Here is a 17,205-nt window from a genome sequence, read left to right as displayed (position 1 = left end):
GGGGGTGGGCATGCGCGTACTGATCTGCGCAGGGCGCAACTACGCCGACAGCCAACGCTGCCGCCAGGCGCTGGACGCCCTCCAGCGCCAGCAACCGATCCGGGTGCTGATCCACGGCGGCAGCCAGCACCTGGGGGGCGAGATCGAAGGCTGGGCCCGCGAGCAGGGCGCCGACATCGTGCGCTACCCGCCCAACTGGCAGCTGCACGGCAAGCTGGCCGAGCGCCTGCGCAACGTCTTCATGCTGCGGGATAGCCGGCCCGACGTGGTGCTGGCGCTGCCAGGCGGCGACGACACCGAGGAGCTGCTGGCACGGGCGCGGGGTTCGGGGATTCCGGTGATCTGCGGCAGGCAGCCACGGTCACACTGACCTGACGATCGGCACCCTCTCGCTCTGGGGGCCAGGACTGTACACGTGGGAGCGGGCTTGCCCCGCGAACACCGGCAATGCCGGTGCCATGCAACGCGGTGATTGCTTCGCGGGACAAGCCCACAAAGGACTGACTACCTCTTGAGCACACGCCTGCAAACCCCGTAGGATTGAGAGCGATTCCCATCTGCATCTCGCTCATTCCTTTTGCAGGAGAGGCTCGTCGTGCCCTCACCCTCACTTCCGCCGCCGCGCCAGGCCATGGATGCGCTGTACCAGGATCACCACGCCTGGCTGCTGGGCTGGCTGCGGCGACGCCTGCAACATGCCGACAACGCCGCCGACCTGGCCCACGACACCTTCGTGCAACTGCTCGGCCGGCCGGAGCTGATCCCGACGCTGCGCCAACCGCGGGCCTGGCTCAGCAGCGTGGCCAAAGGATTGATGATCGACCGTCAGCGCCGGCACAAGCTGGAGACCGCCTATCTGCAGGCCCTGGCCAGCCTGCCAGAGCCCGAGGCGCCCTCGGCCGAGCGCCAGCTGATCCTGCTCCAGACGCTGATGCAGATCGACGCCATGCTCGATGGCCTGCCGGCGAAGGTGCGCATGGCCTTCCTGCTGTCGCGCCTGGAAGGCATGAGCTACCAGGAAATCGCCCATCACCTGGGGATCAGCCTGAGCAGTGTCGAGAAGTACATGGTCAAGGCCATCCGCCACTGCTATCTGGCAAGGCTGGAACCATGAGCGACGAGGTGCTCGACCAGGCCATCGGCTGGCTGGTCAGGCTCGAGTCGGCGCAGCATGCGCCGGCACTGTGTGCCGCCTGCCTGGCCTGGCGCCAGAGCGACCCGCGCCATGAAGCTACCTGGCAGGCCCTACAGGAAGCCCAGGCCTGCTTCAGCCAGGCCCGCGAGCTGCCCGGGGGCGTTGCCCTGCGTGCGTTGACGGCGCCCGAGCGGGCGGATCGCCGGCACGCCCTCAAGCTGCTCACCCTTGGCCTGCTGGGGCTGGGCCTGAGCGGCACGGCACTGCAACACTCGCCCTGGCGCGTGAGCCTGGCCGATCACAGCACCCGTACCGCAGAGCGCCGCCGTATCCAGCTGGCCGATGGCAGCGAGCTGCAGCTCAACAGCCGCAGTGCGGTCAATGTGCGCTTCAGCGCGACCGAACGCCGGGTCGATCTGCTCGAAGGGCAGGTCTATGTCCGCGCGCAGGGCGACACCCGGCAACGCCCCCTGTGCGTGACCAGCGCCGAGGCCAGCCTGTGGACGTTCGACGCGGCGTTCGATGTCTGCCAGGCGCGCGGCAACACGCGCCTGGCCATCGACCAGGGCCAGGTCGCAATCCAGGTGCCCGGGCGAGCCCAGCAACTGGCCAAGGCCGGCGAGCAGTACCGCATCGACCGCCATGGCGCGCAGCCCCTGGCCAATCCCCAGGCCCAGGGCTCGGCCTGGACCCGTGGCCTGCTGATCGCCAACGACATGCCCCTGGCCGAACTGGCCGATACCCTGGCCCGTCAGCGTGAAGGCTGGGTCAGCTGCGACCCGACGGTGGCCGGCCTGCGGGTTTCCGGGGTGTTCCAGCTCGACGACACCGACAATGCCCTGCGCAGCCTGGCCCATACCTGGCCGGTGCGCCTGCAATGGCGCACCGCGTTGTGGGTGCGCATTCTCCCGGCGTAAAGAAAATCGATTCTCGTTTACGGGTTTTCTCCGCTCCTTCGACAAACAGGAAAAACACCTGCCAATTCCCAGGAGCTTCCGATGGATCTGCTGTCCCGCTACCGCCCCACCTTGCTCGCCCAGGCCCTGTTGCTTGGCGTCGGCATCGGCCTGGCCCACCCCGTGCTGGCCGAACAGCCGCTGCGCCGTTACGACCTGCCCGCCGCGCCACTGGCCGAAGCCCTCAACCGCTTCGCCGAGCAGGCCGGCATCAGCCTGCCGTACGATCCGCAGCTGGTGCAGGGCAAGCAGGCCAGGCCGGTGCGCGGCCAGTTGCCCACCGACATGGCGTTGTACCTGATGCTCGAAGGCACCGGGCTCAAGGCCGTGCAGGCCGCCGACGGCAACTGGGCGCTGCAGCTCGCCGCCAGCGGTGGCGACGCCCTGGAACTCGGCAGCACGCAGGTTCAGGGTCAAGGCATGGGCCAGGCCACCGAGGGCACGCGCTCCTACACCACCGGGCTGGTGAGCGTCGGTTCGAAGACCCCGACAAGCCTGAAGGACACCCCGCAGTCGGTATCGGTGGTCAGCCGCCAGCTGATCGAAGACCGGCGCATGGTCAGCCTCGACGACGCGATGAAATTCACCCCCGGCATCACCCTGCGCAACGTCAATTTCAACACCCAGGAATTCATCTCCCGCGGCTTTGCGATCGACAACCTGCAGATCGACGGCACGGCACCGATGGACATCGGCAACGGCCTGGGCACCTTCTACAGCCAGCGCAAGTACGACCTGGCCGCCTATGACCATGTCGAAGTGCTGCGCGGCGCCAGCGGCCTGCTCGGCGGCACCGGCAACCCGGGCGGCATCGTCAACCTGGTGCGCAAGCGCCCGCTCGATCACTACCAGCTCAAGCTCGAAGCCTCGGCGGGCTCGTGGGACAACTACCGCAGCGAAGTGGATGTCACAGGTCCCCTGGCCTTCGACGGCAAGCTGCGTGGACGGATGGTGGCCGCCTACCAGGACCGCCAGTACTTCTTCGACAACCGCAGCACCGAACGGCCGTTTTTCTATGGTGTGCTCGAGGCCGACGTCAGCGACGACACCATGCTCACTTTCGGCGGCAGCTACGACAAGGTCCATGAAAACGGCGTGGGCGACGGCCTGCCACGCTACAGCACCGGCGGCGACCTGAAACTGCCGCGGCACACCTGGTACACCACCAACAGCGCCTGGAACGACAGCTACACCCGCGAGCTGTTCGCCAAGCTCGACCATCGCTTCTCCGATGACTGGAAGCTCAACACCTCCTACACCTATTCGTACAACGAAGGCGCCACCGAAGGCGTGATCCCCTACGGCTCCGTTGACGAGAACAGCAACACCGGCCCTTACTGGTGGGGCAGCTATGTCTCCAGCTGGAGCAAGCAGTCGGTGTTCGACGTCAATCTCTCCGGCACTTTCGACGCCTTCGGCCGCCAACACGAACTGCTGGTGGGTGGCGACTACCAGGAGGTCACCAGCCGCTGGCGCGCGGCCCAGGGCAAGGTCGGCCTGGGCGGCATGATCGACCTGTGGGACCCGCAGTCGACACCATTGCCGACCGAGGCCACCAGCCATGCCTTCTACCGCGACTACTACCCCAACAAGCGCAAGCAGTACGGCCTCTACTCCACCCTGCGCCTGCAGCTGACCGACCCGCTCAAGCTGGTGATCGGCGCCCGCGCCCAGCGCTATACCTTCGAGCAGGCCTACGCCACGCGCAACCGCGACGGCTCCGGGGACTGGGCTCGCCAGGACCAGGTCTCGCACCGCGAGCCGACCACCCTGGTGCCATTCGGTGGCCTGATCTACGCGCTCGACGACCAGTGGTCGACCTACGTCAGCTACGCCGAGATCTACAAACCCCAGGCGCAGAAACTCAAGGGCCCGGAAAAGTCCGGCACCTCCCTCGACCCGATGACCGGCAAGACCTACGAGACCGGGATCAAGGGCGAGCTGTTCGATGGCGCGCTGAACCTCAGCGCCGCGCTGTTCTATACCAAGCGCGAACACCAGGCGATCAAGGACCCCGCCTACCCCGACACACCGTTCAGCTACAGCGCCTCCTGCTGCTTCATCGGCCAGGGCAAGGTGGTCAGCAAGGGTATCGACCTGGAGGCCACCGGCGAAGTCCTGCCGGGCTGGGATGTGATCGCCGGCTATACCCTCAACCTGATGGACGACCAGAGCGAGGACACGCTGTACACCACCGTCACGCCCAAGCACCTGTTCAAGCTCTGGTCGGTCTACACCCTGCCGGGCGACTGGTCGGCGTGGCGCGTCGGCGCCGGGGTAACCGCCCAGAGCGCCAGCTACGTGGAAGGCAAGGCCTACCGCTTCGACGCCAACTGGAACACTGTGGGTGAAACCCCGTTCGATTTCAGCCAGAGCGGCTACGCGGTCTACGACGCCATGGTCGAGTACAAGGTCGACGATCACTGGACCCTGGCCCTGAACGGCAACAACCTGTTCGACCGCAAGTACTACGCCAGCGTCGGCACGTCCGAGTACGGCAACTACTACGGCGAGCCGCGCAACTTCGTGCTGACCTTGCGCGGCGTGTTCGAATGAGTGCGCGACCTGCCTCATGAAACCAGGCAGGTGCCGACAGCCATGGAGGCGGGCCAGACAAAACTCGATGCACTCTTCCCGTACACCTCCCCAGGAGCACCGCTAAGCTTTGCCGGGCCGCAGGACGCGGCCCCTTACACGCAAACACGGAGTGCCCATGTCCCTTGCCCTCGTCCACAGCCGCGCCCAGGTGGGCGTGCAGGCCCCCGCTGTCAGTGTCGAAACCCACCTGGCCAACGGCCTGCCTACGCTTACCCTGGTCGGCCTGCCAGAGACCACGGTCAAGGAGAGCAAGGACCGGGTACGCAGCGCCATCGTCAACTCCGGCCTGGACTACCCAGCCCGACGCATCACCCAGAGCCTCGCCCCCGCCGACCTGCCCAAGGACGGAGGCCGCTACGACCTGGCCATCGCCCTGGGTATCCTCGCCGCCAATGGCCAGGTGCCGGTGGCCACCCTCGACGATATCGAGTGCCTGGGCGAACTGGCCCTGTCGGGCGCATTGCGCCCGGTGCAGGGCGTGCTGCCCGCAGCACTGGCGGCCCGGGATGCGGGCCGGGCGTTGGTGGTGCCACGGGAGAATGCCGAGGAAGCCAGCCTGGCCAGCGGCCTGGTGGTGTATGCGATGGGGCACCTGCGCGAGCTGGTAGCCCACCTGAACGGCCAGCCCGCGCTGTCTCCCTACGCGGCCAATGGCTTGCTGCTGGAACAACGCCCCTATCCGGACCTCAGCGAAGTCCAGGGCCAGATCGCCGCCAAGCGCGCCCTTCTGGTCGCCGCGGCCGGTGCACACAACCTGCTGTTCACAGGTCCACCGGGCACCGGCAAGACCCTGCTCGCCAGCCGCCTGCCCGGGCTGCTGCCGCCGCTGGACGAGCGCGAGGCACTGGAGGTGGCGGCGATCCGCTCGGTCAGCGGCCACGCCCCGCTCGACTGCTGGCCACAGCGACCGTTCCGCCACCCGCACCATTCGGCCTCAGGTCCCGCACTGGTCGGCGGTGGCAGCCGGCCGCAACCCGGCGAGATCACCCTGGCGCACCATGGCGTGCTGTTTCTCGACGAGCTGCCCGAGTTCGAAAGGCGGGTGCTGGAGGTGCTGCGCGAACCGCTGGAGTCCGGTGAGATCGTGGTGGCCCGGGCCAAGGATCGGGTGCGCTTCCCGGCGCGCTTCCAGCTGGTGGCGGCCATGAACCCCTGCCCCTGCGGCTACCTGGGCGACCCCACCGGCCGCTGCCGGTGCAGCAGCGAGCAGGTTCAGCGCTACCGCAACAAGCTCTCCGGCCCATTGCTCGACCGCATCGACCTGCACCTGACGGTGGCCCGGGAAAGTACCGTGCTGACCCACCAGCCCAGTGGCGAGACCAGCGCCAGCGTTGGCCAGAGGGTGGCCGAGGCCCGGGCGCTGCAGCAGCGCCGGCAGGGCTGCGCCAACGCCTTCCTCGACCTCAAGGGGCTGCGTCGGCATTGCCCGCTGGAGCCGGTTGACCAGGCCTGGCTGGAGCAGGCCTGCGAACGGCTGACACTGTCGTTGCGGGCGGCGCACCGGCTGCTGAAGGTCGCCCGCACGCTGGCGGACCTGGAGGGCGCGCAATCCATCGCCAGGGCGCACCTGGCGGAAGCGTTGCAGTACCGACCCAGCGCCTGAGGCTGCCCGCCCGCTTCCACAGAAGCGGGCCAAGACGCACTCAATCAGCGTCATAGCGGAAATATATTTTGCGTACTAAATATTTGCGCGCAATATTCAACTCAAGCAGCAAGCAGTCGCCAACCCCACTCAGCAGAACCCGGAGAACGATCATGACCCTTCGCAAAGCCTTCGCCCTCACCGTCACCACCCTGGCCCTCGGCACCAGCGCCAGCAGCTTCGCCAGTGAAGCCACCCCGTACCGCTACGGCATGGACCTGGACATCGCCAAGGTCATCAGCATCGATGCCCCCACCAGCGCCCAAGGCCAGGCCAGCACCGCCACCCTGACCTACCGCGACAGCAGCGGCCAGCTGCGCGCCGTGAGCTACGTGCAACCCACCGTCCTCGCCAACCAGAACTGAGCCACCGCTCGAACCCTAAAGGAGCTAGAACATGAAACTGTCCCACACCCTGACCGCCGGCCTGCTCGCCCTCGCCGTGAACAGCGCCTTCGCCGCCGGCAGCCCCGGCGTCGAGCACACCACCCAGGGCTTCCTCGAGGCCCTGGCCGCTGGTGGCGGCAAGCCGCTTGAAACCCTCTCGCCCAAGGATGCCCGTGCGGTGCTGAGCGGTGCCCAGGCCGGGGTGAAGGTCGATGTGTCGGGGATCCGCGTCGAACGCCGGACCATCCAGGCCGATGGCCAGCCGCTGGAGATCCGCGTGGTGCGGCCCGAAGGCACCACGGGTGAACTGCCAGTGTTCATGTTCTTCCACGGCGGCGGCTGGGTGCTGGGCGACTACCCCACCCACGAACGCCTGATCCGTGACCTGGTGGTGGGTTCCGGCGCCGCGGCGGTGTACGTCGACTACACGCCATCGCCGGAGGCCAGGTTCCCCACCGCGATCAACCAGGCCTATGCCGCCACCCGCTGGGTCGCCGAGCACGGCAAGGAGATCGGCGTGGACGGCAGCCGCCTGGCGGTGGCCGGCAACAGCGTCGGCGGCAACATGGCCGCGGTGGTGGCACTGAAGGCCAAGGAGGCCGGCACGCCGAAGGTGCGCTTCCAGGCCCTGCTGTGGCCGGTGACCGACGCCAACTTCAACAACGCGTCGTATAACCAGTTCGCCGAAGGCCATTTCCTGACCCGCAACATGATGCAGTGGTTCTGGAACAACTACACCACCGACCCGCGCCAGCGCGACGACATCCATGCCTCGCCGCTGCGCGCCAGCCTCGAGCAGTTGAAAGGCCTGCCGCCGGCCCTGGTGCAGACCGCCGAGATGGACGTGCTGCGCGACGAAGGCGAAGCCTATGCCCGTAAGCTGGACGCCGCCGGGGTACCGGTGACCGCCGTACGCTATAACGGCCTGATCCATGACTACGGCCTGCTCAACGTGCTGAGCACCGTGCCCAGTGTGCGCAGTGCCATGGACCAGGCAGCGCAGGCCTTGAAAACCCATCTGCAATAAGTGGTCGATCGCCATCGCGGGGCAAGTCGGGCCGCCGCATCGCCGCTCCCACGCAAGGTGTCAGACCTTCGTGGGAGCGGCGATGCGGCGGTCCGACTTGCCCCGCGATTGATTCAGCAAAGGTCCTACTTTCAGAACGCTGCTTCCTGTAACCCCAGGATTGTCCTGTTTCCCTCCCCACCCGAAAATGCCCGCCTCTTTCATCGATGACATAAGCTGTTGCATCAAACGCTGCCGCACGCAGTTCAAGGAGTCCGAGCAATGCCACACGAAGGCAGCCTTCTACAAACCGCCGTCATCTTCCTCCTCGCCGCCGTGGTCGCCGTGCCCCTGGCCAAGCGCCTGCAACTGGGCGCCGTGCTCGGCTACTTGCTAGCCGGCGTGGCCATCGGCCCGCAGGCCCTGGGGCTGATCCGCGACACCGAGAGCGTCGCGCACATCTCCGAGCTGGGCGTTGTCCTGCTGCTGTTCATCATCGGCCTGGAGCTGTCGCCCCGGCGCCTGTGGCTGATGCGCAAGTCGGTGTTCGGCGTCGGCACCGCGCAGGTGGTCCTGACCGGCGCGGCGCTCGGCGCCATCGCCCTGTTCGGTTTCAGTCAAAGCCTGCCGGCGGCCATCGTGCTCGGCCTGGGTCTGGCGCTGTCGTCCACCGCCCTGGGCCTGCAGAGCCTGGCCGAGAGCAAGCAGCTCAACGCGCCCCACGGCCGCCTGGCCTTCGCCATCCTGCTGTTCCAGGACATCGCCGCGATCCCGCTGATCGCCCTGGTGCCGCTGCTGGCCGCCAGCGGCCCGGACACCAGCCAAGGCGACAGCTTCGAGCATGGCCTGAAGGTGTTCGCCAGCATCGCCATCGTCATCGTCGGCGGCCGCTACCTGCTGCGCCCGCTGTTTCGCACCGTCGCCCGCACCGGCCTGCCGGAGGTGTCCACCGCCACCGCGTTGCTGGTGGTGATCGGCACTGCCTGGCTGATGGAGGAAGCCGGTATTTCCATGGCCCTGGGCGCCTTCCTCGCCGGCCTGTTGCTGGCCGACTCCGAGTACCGCCACGAGCTGGAAGCGCAGATCGAACCGTTCAAGGGCCTGCTGCTGGGGCTGTTCTTCATCAGCGTCGGCATGGGCGCCAACCTGCGTCTGCTGCTGGAGATGCCGCTGGTGCTGCTGGGCATGACCGTGCTGTTGATCGCGGTGAAACTGCTGCTGCTGATCGGCGTCGGCCGCATCGCCGGGGGCCTCAACAGCGCCAGCGCCCTGCGCCTGGGCATGGTGCTGGCGGCCGGTGGCGAATTTGCCTTCGTGGTGTTCAAACTGGGCAAGGACCAGGGCCTGTTCGACACCCTGACCTACGACCTGCTGCTGATGACCATCACCCTGTCGATGGCCCTCACCCCGCTGCTGATGATCGGCTGCGCCCGCGCCCTCAAGCGTCCGCAACCCGCCCGGGAAGTGCCCGAGCAGTACACGCAGATCGACGCCGGCACGCCACGGGTGGTGATCGTCGGCATGGGCCGCATGGGCCAGATCGTGGCGCGCATCCTGCGGGCGCAGAAGATCCCCTTCGTCGCCCTGGAAACCTCGGTGGACACCATCGAGATGACCCGCATGTTCGAGCAGGTGCCGGTGTTCTACGGCGATCCGTCGCGCACCGAGGTGCTGCATGCGGCCAAGGTCGGCGATGCGGAGTACGTGATCATCACCATCGACGACCCCGAGGCCGCCACCCGCACGGCCGAGCGGGTCAAGCGCCTGTACCCGCACCTGAAGGTCATCGCCCGGGCGCGCAACCGCCAGCATGTGCACAAGCTGGTGGACGTGGGCGCCGAGCCGATTCGCGAGACTTACCATTCCAGCCTGGAGATGAGCCGCCGGGCGTTGGTCGGGCTGGGGCTGACGGAAGCGCAGGCGGCGGATCGCATCGCCCGCTTCACCGAGCATGACGAGCAGGTGCTGGAGGCTCAGGGGCATGTGCGCGACGACCGGGCCAAGGTGATGCAGACGGCCAAGGAGGCGCGGGTGGAGCTGGAGCGGTTGTTTGCGTCGGATGAGGATTGAGGGCCTCATGTGCATGTCTCGAGGATTATTTCGCCCATGAGATCGAGCGCCGCCCGCGCGGCGCATCGCGGATGAATCCGCTCCTACATTTGTTGCAACGTACCGAACCTGTCAGGCCATGGTTGCCCGCCTTGGCGCAAGGCTTGAGACAGGTGGGGCGGCAGCAATGCCCACCGAAAAACCGCGTCGAGCCCCCAAGGCTGACAACCGTGGCCTATCAGACATGGCCACGTTGCAACAAATGTAGGAGCGGATTCATCCGCGATGCGCCGCGCGGGCGGCGCTCGATCTGATAGGCGCCATAGACCTACAGGCTTACACCTGGTGGCCATTACTCAAGATCACCGGTGAAAACCGCGCGCACTCAATATCATCAGATAACTCCCACAGCCCCTGAAGAATTTTCTCGCTGGGCAACCTACACCCAAGGAAATACCCTACAAAGTCTGTCGATCCCCTTCTGATTGTCCGGGGAAATCATGCCCTCTAGGCTGACCGGGTCGCTGTCGGTTCAGCGATCGGACGTGGAAATCCGGTTAGGGTTATTGCCTTTAATGGCAGTTGTGCGCGGGAGGCCGCCTGGCCTGCCGGGTTGACCTCTAACCGGTTTCCACCCCGCGTACGACTGCCACCCTCTGCGTGGAAACGGACGGTTGCGGTTCAACCCTTAGAGGATCACTGCAATGAAAAAAATCGTCCCCGACCCACCCCTCCCCGACACCCGCCACCACCCCTTCGGCAAATGCGACGCCGGCCACCCACCGCTGTTCGCGGTCAACCCCAATATCAACGCCCACGACGCCCTGGTGCATGTCGCCGAGTACCTGCGCAGTGCCTACAACGTCGGCTACAAGGCGCTGGAGCATATGGATGAAACCGGCAGGAGCCTGCTATGGGCCAGCCTGCATGGCATCGAGATGGCCGAAGGCCTGACGGAAGCGATGCTGGAGGGAATCGAGTCGTCCTGAGAAGCAGATCGCATGAGGGCCGCCAAGCGCTTGCCGATGGCCTTGCAGCGCCTATCAGATCGAGCGCCGCCCGCGCGGCGCATCGCGGATGAATCCGCTCCTACATCTGTTGCAACGTACCGAACCTGTCAGGCCATGGTTGTCAGCCTTGGCGCAAGGCTTGAGGCAGGTGGGGCGGCAGCAATGCCCACCAAAACATCGGGTCGAGCGCACAAGGCTTACAACCATGGCCTATCAGGCATGGCCACGTTGCAACAAATGTAGGAGCGGATTCATCCGCGATGCGCCGCGCGGGCGGCGCTCGATCTCATAGGCGCCACAAAGCTGTCGCCCTGCACCTCCGCCCCACCACCCGGTAGACTGCGAACCACCCCCTGCCCCGTCGCGGAGACCGCTCTTGGAAGACCTCAACTCCCTCTACTACTTCACCCAGGTGGTCGAGCACGGTGGCTTCGCCCCGGCCGGGCGGGCGCTGGACATGCCCAAGTCCAAGCTCAGCCGGCGCATCGCCGATCTGGAAGAGCGCCTCGGCGTGCGCCTGCTGCACCGCACCAGCCGGCACTGCTCGCTGACCGAGATCGGCCAGGCCTACTACAACCGCTGCCTGGCCATGCGCGTGGAGGCCGAGGGCGCCGCCGAAATCATCGAGCGCAACCGCAGTGAGCCACGCGGGCTGGTGCGCATCAGCTGCCCGACCACCCTGCTCAACTCCTGGGTCGGGCCGATGCTGACCCGCTACATGCTCAAGTACCCGCAGGTGGAGCTGTTCATCGAAAGCACCAACCGCCGCGTCGACCTGCTGCATGAGGGCTTTGACGTTGCGCTGCGGGTGCGCTTCCCGCCGCTGGAGAACACCGACATGGTGATGAAGGTGCTGAGCAACAGCACCCAATGCCTGGTCGGCCACCCGTCGTTCCTCGAACAGCTTGCGCAAGGCTTTGATCCGCAGCAGCTCAGCGAGCTACCCAGCGTCCATTGGGGCGGCGCCCAGCGTGAATACCAGTGGGAGCTGTTCCAGGGTGAGGACATGAGCCGCAGCCTGGTGATCCCGCACAAACCACGGATGGTCACCGACGACCTGTTCGCACTGCGGCATTTCGTGGTGGCGGGCGTGGGGATTGCGCACCTGCCCAGGGTGGCGGTGCGCGAGGACCTGGCGGCGGGGCGGCTGGTGGAGATGCTACCAGGCTGGCATCCGCGTTGCGGCATCGTGCATGCGATCTTCCCGTCGCGGCGCGGGTTGCTGCCGTCGGTGCGGTCGTTGATCGATCATCTGGCGGAGGAGTTCGCCATCAGCGACATGGCGTAGTACGCCATCGCGGGGCAAGTCGGGCCGCCGCATCGCCGCTCCCACGAAGCCCTGTAGTCTCGGTGGGAGCGGGCTTGCCCCGCGATCAGGCCATCAGAACGCGAAGCAGGAACAACCCAGCGCACCCCAGAAGCCCTGGTAATCGCTCACCGGCACACTGGAATGCCGCGCCTTCTCATGACTGTGGGCATGCACCCCGCACGGCCCGACGCACTGGTGCAGCGCCACCGCCATCGGCGCACCGGCGCGCCAGTGCCCCGGCACCTTGGCCACCGGCGACCACTCCGGCAACACCGGCACCTGCGCAGGGCCCAGCTTGTCGAACTCGGCGGCGCCGTACACCACCTTGCCGTCGACGATGGTCAGCACCGACTCGATGCCCTTGATCGCCTCTTCATCAACGCTGAAGAAATCCAGCGACAGCGCCGCCAGGTCGGCCAGCTGACCGACCTTGATCTGCCCCTTCTTGCCCTGCTCGCTGGAAAACCAGGCGCTGCCATGGGTGAACAGCTGCAGCGCGGTCTCGCGGCTCAGGCCCTCCGGATACAGTTCCAGCCCGCCGACGGTCTTGCCGCTGACCATCCAGTACAGCGAAGTCCACGGGTTGTAGCTGGACACCCGGGTAGCATCGGTACCCGCCCCCACCGGCACGCCCATGTCGAGCATGCGCTTGATCGGCGGGGTGTGTTCGGCGGCCTTGGCGCCATAGCGGTCGACGAAGTACTCACCCTGGAAGGCCATGCGGTCCTGGATGGCGATGCCACCGCCCAGTGCCCGGACCCGCTCGATGTTCTGCGGGGTGATGGTTTCGGCATGGTCGAAGAACCATGGCAGGCCATTGAACGGGATGTCGCGGTTGACCTTCTCGAACACGTCGAGCATGCGCGAGATCGACTCGTCGTAGGTGGCGTGCAGGCGGAACGGCCAGCGCTGCTCGACCAGGTGGCGCACCACCGGCTCCAGCTCCTGCTCCATGGTCTGCGGCAGGTCCGGACGCGGTTCGAGGAAGTCCTCGAAGTCGGCGGCGGAGAACACCAGCATCTCGCCGGCGCCGTTGTGGCGGAAGAAGTCGTTGCCATCGCCCGGCTTGACCTTCTGCGTCCAGTTCTTGAAGTCGGCCAGTTCTTCCTTGGGCTTCTGGGTGAACAGGTTGTAGGCGATGCGCACGGTCAGCTGGTCGTTGTTGGCCAGCTCCTGGATCACCTGGTAGTCATCCGGGTAGTTCTGGTAGCCGCCGCCGGCATCGATGGCGCTGGTCAGGCCGAGGCGGTTGAGCTCGCGCATGAACTGGCGGGTGGAGTTGACCTGGTACTCCAGTGGCAGCTTCGGCCCCTTGGCCAGGGTGGCGTAGAGAATGGTGGCGTTGGGTCGGGCGATGAGCATGCCGGTGGGATTGCCGAACTTGTCGCGCTGGATCTCGCCGCCCGGCGGATTGGGGGTTTCCTTGGTGTAGCCCACCGCCTTGAGCGCGGCGCGGTTGAGCAGCGCACGGTCGTAGAGGTGCAGCAGGAACACCGGGGTGTCCGGCGCGGCCTGGTTGATCTCTTCCAGCGTGGGCATGCGTTTCTCGGCGAACTGGAACTCGTTCCAGCCGCCGACCACGCGCACCCACTGCGGGGTCGGCGTGCGCTCGGCCTGGTCCTTGAGCATGCGCAGGGCGTCGGCCAGCGACGGCACGCCTTCCCAGCGCAGTTCTAGGTTGTAGTTCAGGCCACCGCGGATCAGGTGCAGGTGCGAGTCATTGAGGCCGGGGATCACCGTGCGCTGCTTGAGATCGATGATCTGCGTGGCGGTCCCTTTGTGGGCCATGGCTTCGGCGTCGCTGCCCACGGCGAGGAACTTGCCATCCTTGATGGCCACGGCGCTGGCGGTGGGCTTCTCGCGGTCAACGGTGTGCAACTTGCCATTGAACAAGATGAGGTCGGCGGACATGGGATCTCCTGAAAGGGCGGCATGGGCGGAATCGGTGAACGGCAATGCGCTCCACAGCGCGCCGGCGGCACCGAGCACGGTGCTGGTGGCGAGGAACTTGCGGCGGCTCTGGTCGGTAGGGTCCTGGCTCATGGTGCTCTCCGTCCGGGTGGGTGATCGGCAGGCGGTTGAAGGCTAGCAATGGATCACGGCGGGCGCTCAGCGGCGCAACCAGCCGGCACAGCGGCGCGTCACCCAGGGCATGATGAAGAACACCACCGGGAGGATGACGCAGAGGTTGACCAGCAGGTTGCTCGGCAGCCGCGCGCCCAGCAGCGGGAAGCGCTCGAACAGCGGCGCCAGCAGCATCGGCACCAGCAGGGTCAGCGGGCAGATCACCAGGTAGGTGAGCACGGCCTGTTTCCAGCGCGGTGGCTGCGACGCCCCGGTGATGCCTGGGGTGAACCAGAATTCCGGATCGTCATGCACCTGGGTCTGGTCGCCCTCCTCGAGCAGCGGCAGCACTTCGGCCACCAGCTCTCGGCGCTCGGCGGAATCGACCCAGGCCTGCAGCTGGCTGGCCTCGGCAAAGCGCACCACGGTGGTGAACTGGCGGCCACCGTCGTCGGGGCGGATCACGTTGACGTCCAGATGGCCCGGTTGCCGACGTGCCACGCCGACGGTGTGGCGCAGCCAGGTTTCGTAGCGCGCCAGGGCTTCGGCGCGGACCTTGTGCTGGATGACCAGCGTGACCACGGTGCTGTCGTTCATCGCGGCGTACCTGAAAGGGGTGGCGCCAGGCACCACTGCGGTGCCTGGCGGGGCGGCTTACTTGCCGGCGGTCAGGGCGTTGTAGCTGGTGATCAGGTTGCGGTAGTCCGGGATGTGGTTGGAGAACAGCGCCGCCAGCCCTTCGACGTCGTTGCGCCAGTCGCGGTGCAACTCACAGGCCACGCCGAACCAGGTCATCAGCTGGGCGCCGGCCTGGCTCATGCGGTTGTGGGCGGCGTCGCGGGTCATTTCGTTGAAGGTGCCGGAAGCGTCGGTGACCACGAACACCTCGAACTCCTCTTCCAGGGCCGCCAGCGCCGGGAACGCCACGCACACTTCGGTCACCACGCCGGCGATGATCAGCTGCTTCTTGCCGGTGGCCTTCACTGCCTTGACGAAGTCTTCGTTGTCCCAGGCGTTGATCTGGCCGGGGCGGGCGATGTACGGGGCATCCGGGAACAGTTCTTTGAGTTCCGGCACCAGCGGGCCGTTGGGGCCTTGCTCGAAGCTGGTGGTGAGGATGGTCGGCAGGTTGAAGTACTTGGCAAGGTCGGCCAGGGCCAGGACGTTGTTCTTGAAGCGGTCCGGCTCGATGTCGCGGACCAGGGACAGCAGGCCGGCCTGGTGGTCGACCAGCAGTACGGCGGCGTCGTCTTTGTTCAGGCGGTTGTATTTGAAGTTGTTCATTGCCGGTGCTCCTTGGGTTTCGATCTTCAGTGGGGTGGGTGTTTCGCGTTGATGGGAGAAGATTAAAACCTGGACCTTTGTGGCGGTAGATAGCGAAATTTGGCTGTAGCGTTCTATTTTACGAACGATGGATAAGCCTTGCCTGTACTGGCCTTATCGCGGGGCAAGCCCGCTTCCACGTCGGCGACATGGCTTGCGTGGGAGCGGGCTTGCCCCGCGATTGCGATACCCGCAGACAGTCATTGCCCGCCACCCCAACCTGCTCTATTACTACCCACAGCCCTCCCCCGCACCGAGACCACCATGCTGGCGTTCATCCAGTCATACCCGCTGTTGCTCGGCACCTTGCTGATCCTGCTCGACCTGCTGCTCTGGCAGCTGATCCCGCTGCACCACCGGGCCTGGCGTATCGCCACGCGGCTGGTGTGCTTCCTGGTGTTCAGCACGGTGCTGCTGACGGCGGGCATGAGCCCGCTGCAACCCCCGCCCTGGGCCGACGATGTCTCGCGCAACCTGATGGCCACGGTGCTGGCGATCGGCTGGTGGCTGTTCGGCGCACGCACGGTGACGGTGGTGTTCGGCTTGTTGCTGGTGGCGCGGGGCAGCCACGGCGGGCGTCTGCTGCAGGATGTGGTCGGGGCGCTGATCTTCCTGGTCGCGGCGGTGGCGGCGGCGGCCTATGTGATGCAACTGCCGGTCAAGGGCCTGCTGGCGACCTCCGGGGTGATGGCCATCGTCATCGGCCTGGCGTTGCAGAGCACCCTGGCCGACGTGTTCTCCGGCATCGTGCTGAACACCACGCGGCCCTACCAGATCGGCGACGCGATCTCGATCGACGGCACCGAGGGCAAGGTGGTCGACATCGATTGGCGGGCCACCCGCCTGATCACCGGCAACAGCAGCCTGGCGGTGATCCCCAACTCGGTGGCGGCCAAGGCCAAGATCCTCAATTTCAGCCGCCCGGCCGAGGTGCATGGGGTGTCGATCAGCGTGGTGGTGCCGGCCAAGGTGCGTCCGCAGCGGGTGTTCGATGCGCTGGAAAAGACCCTGCAGGGCACCAGCATCCTGCTCGACAAGCCGGCGCCCAAGGTCACGGTGAAGGCTTCGAGCCTGGAGTCGGTGGAGTACGAGGCCAGCGGCTTTATCGCCGAGATGTCGCGCAAGACCGAGGTGCGCAACCAGCTGTTCGACCTGGCCCACCGCCACCTGGAGGCCAGCGGCGTGACCTGGAACACCGAGCTTGGCGCCCCCGTACGCAGTCGCCAGCGCGAACTGCTGGAGGAAGTGCGGGTGTTCCGCTCACTGAGCAATGAAGAGCGCGATGCCCTCAGCCAGCGCATGACCACGGTGGAGTACCTGGCCGACCAGGTCATCCTCGGCATCGGCGAGCGCTCGGAGCATGTGCTGCTGATCAGCCGTGGCGTGGTGCTGGCCTCGGTGCGCGACGGCGAGCGGTTGATCGAAGGCGGGCGCATGGGGCCTGGGGAGGTGCTGGGGCTGGAGGGGCTGGTGGACGACGAGGCGTCGCCGGTCGAGTTCCGCGCCCTGAGCGGCTGCATGCTCTATCGCATCGACAAGGAACAGGTGCGCGGTTGCCTGGCCGAGAGTGGTGATGTGAAGTCGGCGCTGACCAAGCTGCAGCGGTTCCGCCGGCAGAAGCGCGAGTCACTGCTGCTGCAGAAACCGGCGGTGGTGAAGAAAGGTGGGTTCCTGAGCTGGTTGCATAAGTGAGCCAATCGCGGGGCCAGCCCGCTCCCACGTTCCTG

At 66.4% G+C, this 17,205-nt stretch carries 14 protein-coding genes; 11 read left to right on the top strand and 3 right to left on the bottom strand.

Annotated elements, in window-relative coordinates; translation table 11 throughout:
* Window positions 1-10 precede the first annotated feature (10 nt).
* From HU751_RS16025 to HU751_RS15980, 10 genes are all read left to right on the top strand, one after another.
* Complete coding sequence (locus HU751_RS16025; protein ID WP_186731883.1) at window positions 11-370, top strand: DUF2493 domain-containing protein; 360 nt, start codon at window positions 11-13, stop codon at window positions 368-370.
* A 261-nt stretch (window positions 371-631) separates the two neighbouring features.
* The gene (locus HU751_RS16020; RefSeq protein ID WP_186712326.1) at window positions 632-1,114 is read left to right on the top strand and encodes a sigma-70 family RNA polymerase sigma factor; all 483 of its coding nucleotides are present in this window, start codon (window positions 632-634) and stop codon (window positions 1,112-1,114) included.
* Entirely contained in the window at window positions 1,111-2,052 is a 942-nt protein-coding gene (locus tag HU751_RS16015) for a FecR domain-containing protein (RefSeq protein WP_186731884.1), read from the top strand. The genes HU751_RS16020 and HU751_RS16015 overlap by 4 nt, the downstream gene beginning before the upstream one ends.
* 81 nt (window positions 2,053-2,133) lie before the next feature.
* Window positions 2,134-4,647, top strand: a complete 2,514-nt coding sequence (locus tag HU751_RS16010) for a TonB-dependent siderophore receptor (protein WP_186731885.1) — start codon at window positions 2,134-2,136, stop codon at window positions 4,645-4,647.
* Between the two features lie 157 nt (window positions 4,648-4,804).
* Entirely contained in the window at window positions 4,805-6,292 is a 1,488-nt protein-coding gene (locus HU751_RS16005) for a YifB family Mg chelatase-like AAA ATPase (RefSeq protein WP_186731886.1), read from the top strand.
* Between the two features lie 152 nt (window positions 6,293-6,444).
* The gene (locus HU751_RS16000) at window positions 6,445-6,696 is read left to right on the top strand and encodes a DUF2790 domain-containing protein (protein ID WP_186731887.1); all 252 of its coding nucleotides are present in this window, start codon (window positions 6,445-6,447) and stop codon (window positions 6,694-6,696) included.
* 31 nt (window positions 6,697-6,727) lie between these two features.
* The gene (locus HU751_RS15995) at window positions 6,728-7,744 is read left to right on the top strand and encodes an alpha/beta hydrolase (protein ID WP_186731888.1); all 1,017 of its coding nucleotides are present in this window, start codon (window positions 6,728-6,730) and stop codon (window positions 7,742-7,744) included.
* A gap of 261 nt (window positions 7,745-8,005) precedes the next feature.
* Window positions 8,006-9,793, top strand: coding sequence for a monovalent cation:proton antiporter-2 (CPA2) family protein (locus HU751_RS15990; protein ID WP_186731889.1), 1,788 nt, complete (start codon window positions 8,006-8,008; stop codon window positions 9,791-9,793).
* 683 nt (window positions 9,794-10,476) lie between these two features.
* Window positions 10,477-10,761 (top strand): DUF6124 family protein, encoded by a 285-nt coding sequence (locus HU751_RS15985; protein ID WP_028688634.1) that lies wholly within the window; start codon window positions 10,477-10,479, stop codon window positions 10,759-10,761.
* A 397-nt stretch (window positions 10,762-11,158) separates the two neighbouring features.
* Entirely contained in the window at window positions 11,159-12,070 is a 912-nt protein-coding gene (locus HU751_RS15980; RefSeq protein WP_050703240.1) for a LysR substrate-binding domain-containing protein, read from the top strand.
* Between the two features lie 93 nt (window positions 12,071-12,163).
* Here the strand turns inward: HU751_RS15980 and HU751_RS15975 are convergent, their stop codons facing one another.
* The 3 genes from HU751_RS15975 to ycaC all read right to left on the bottom strand — a co-directional run bounded on the left by HU751_RS15975 (window position 12,164) and on the right by ycaC (window position 15,439).
* Complete coding sequence (locus HU751_RS15975) at window positions 12,164-14,134, bottom strand: amidohydrolase (RefSeq protein ID WP_186731890.1); 1,971 nt, start codon at window positions 14,132-14,134, stop codon at window positions 12,164-12,166.
* Window positions 14,135-14,200: 66 nt separating this feature from the next.
* On the bottom strand, window positions 14,201-14,752 hold the full coding sequence (locus HU751_RS15970) for an antibiotic biosynthesis monooxygenase (RefSeq protein ID WP_186731891.1): 552 nt from the start codon (window positions 14,750-14,752) through the stop codon (window positions 14,201-14,203).
* A gap of 57 nt (window positions 14,753-14,809) precedes the next feature.
* Window positions 14,810-15,439, bottom strand: a complete 630-nt coding sequence (ycaC, locus tag HU751_RS15965; protein WP_028688638.1) for an isochorismate family cysteine hydrolase YcaC — start codon at window positions 15,437-15,439, stop codon at window positions 14,810-14,812.
* A 303-nt stretch (window positions 15,440-15,742) separates the two neighbouring features.
* Between ycaC and HU751_RS15960 the strand changes: the two genes are divergently transcribed.
* Window positions 15,743-17,170: a mechanosensitive ion channel family protein gene (locus HU751_RS15960; protein ID WP_186712176.1), complete on the top strand. Its 1,428-nt coding sequence runs from the start codon at window positions 15,743-15,745 to the stop codon at window positions 17,168-17,170.
* Window positions 17,171-17,205 lie beyond the last annotated feature (35 nt).

The organism is Pseudomonas peradeniyensis (assembly GCF_014268935.2).
In the GTDB taxonomy this organism is placed as follows: domain Bacteria; phylum Pseudomonadota; class Gammaproteobacteria; order Pseudomonadales; family Pseudomonadaceae; genus Aquipseudomonas; species Aquipseudomonas peradeniyensis.
The sequence above is the reverse complement of the archived record's forward strand: the minus strand, read 5'-3'. Positions and strand labels throughout refer to the sequence as shown.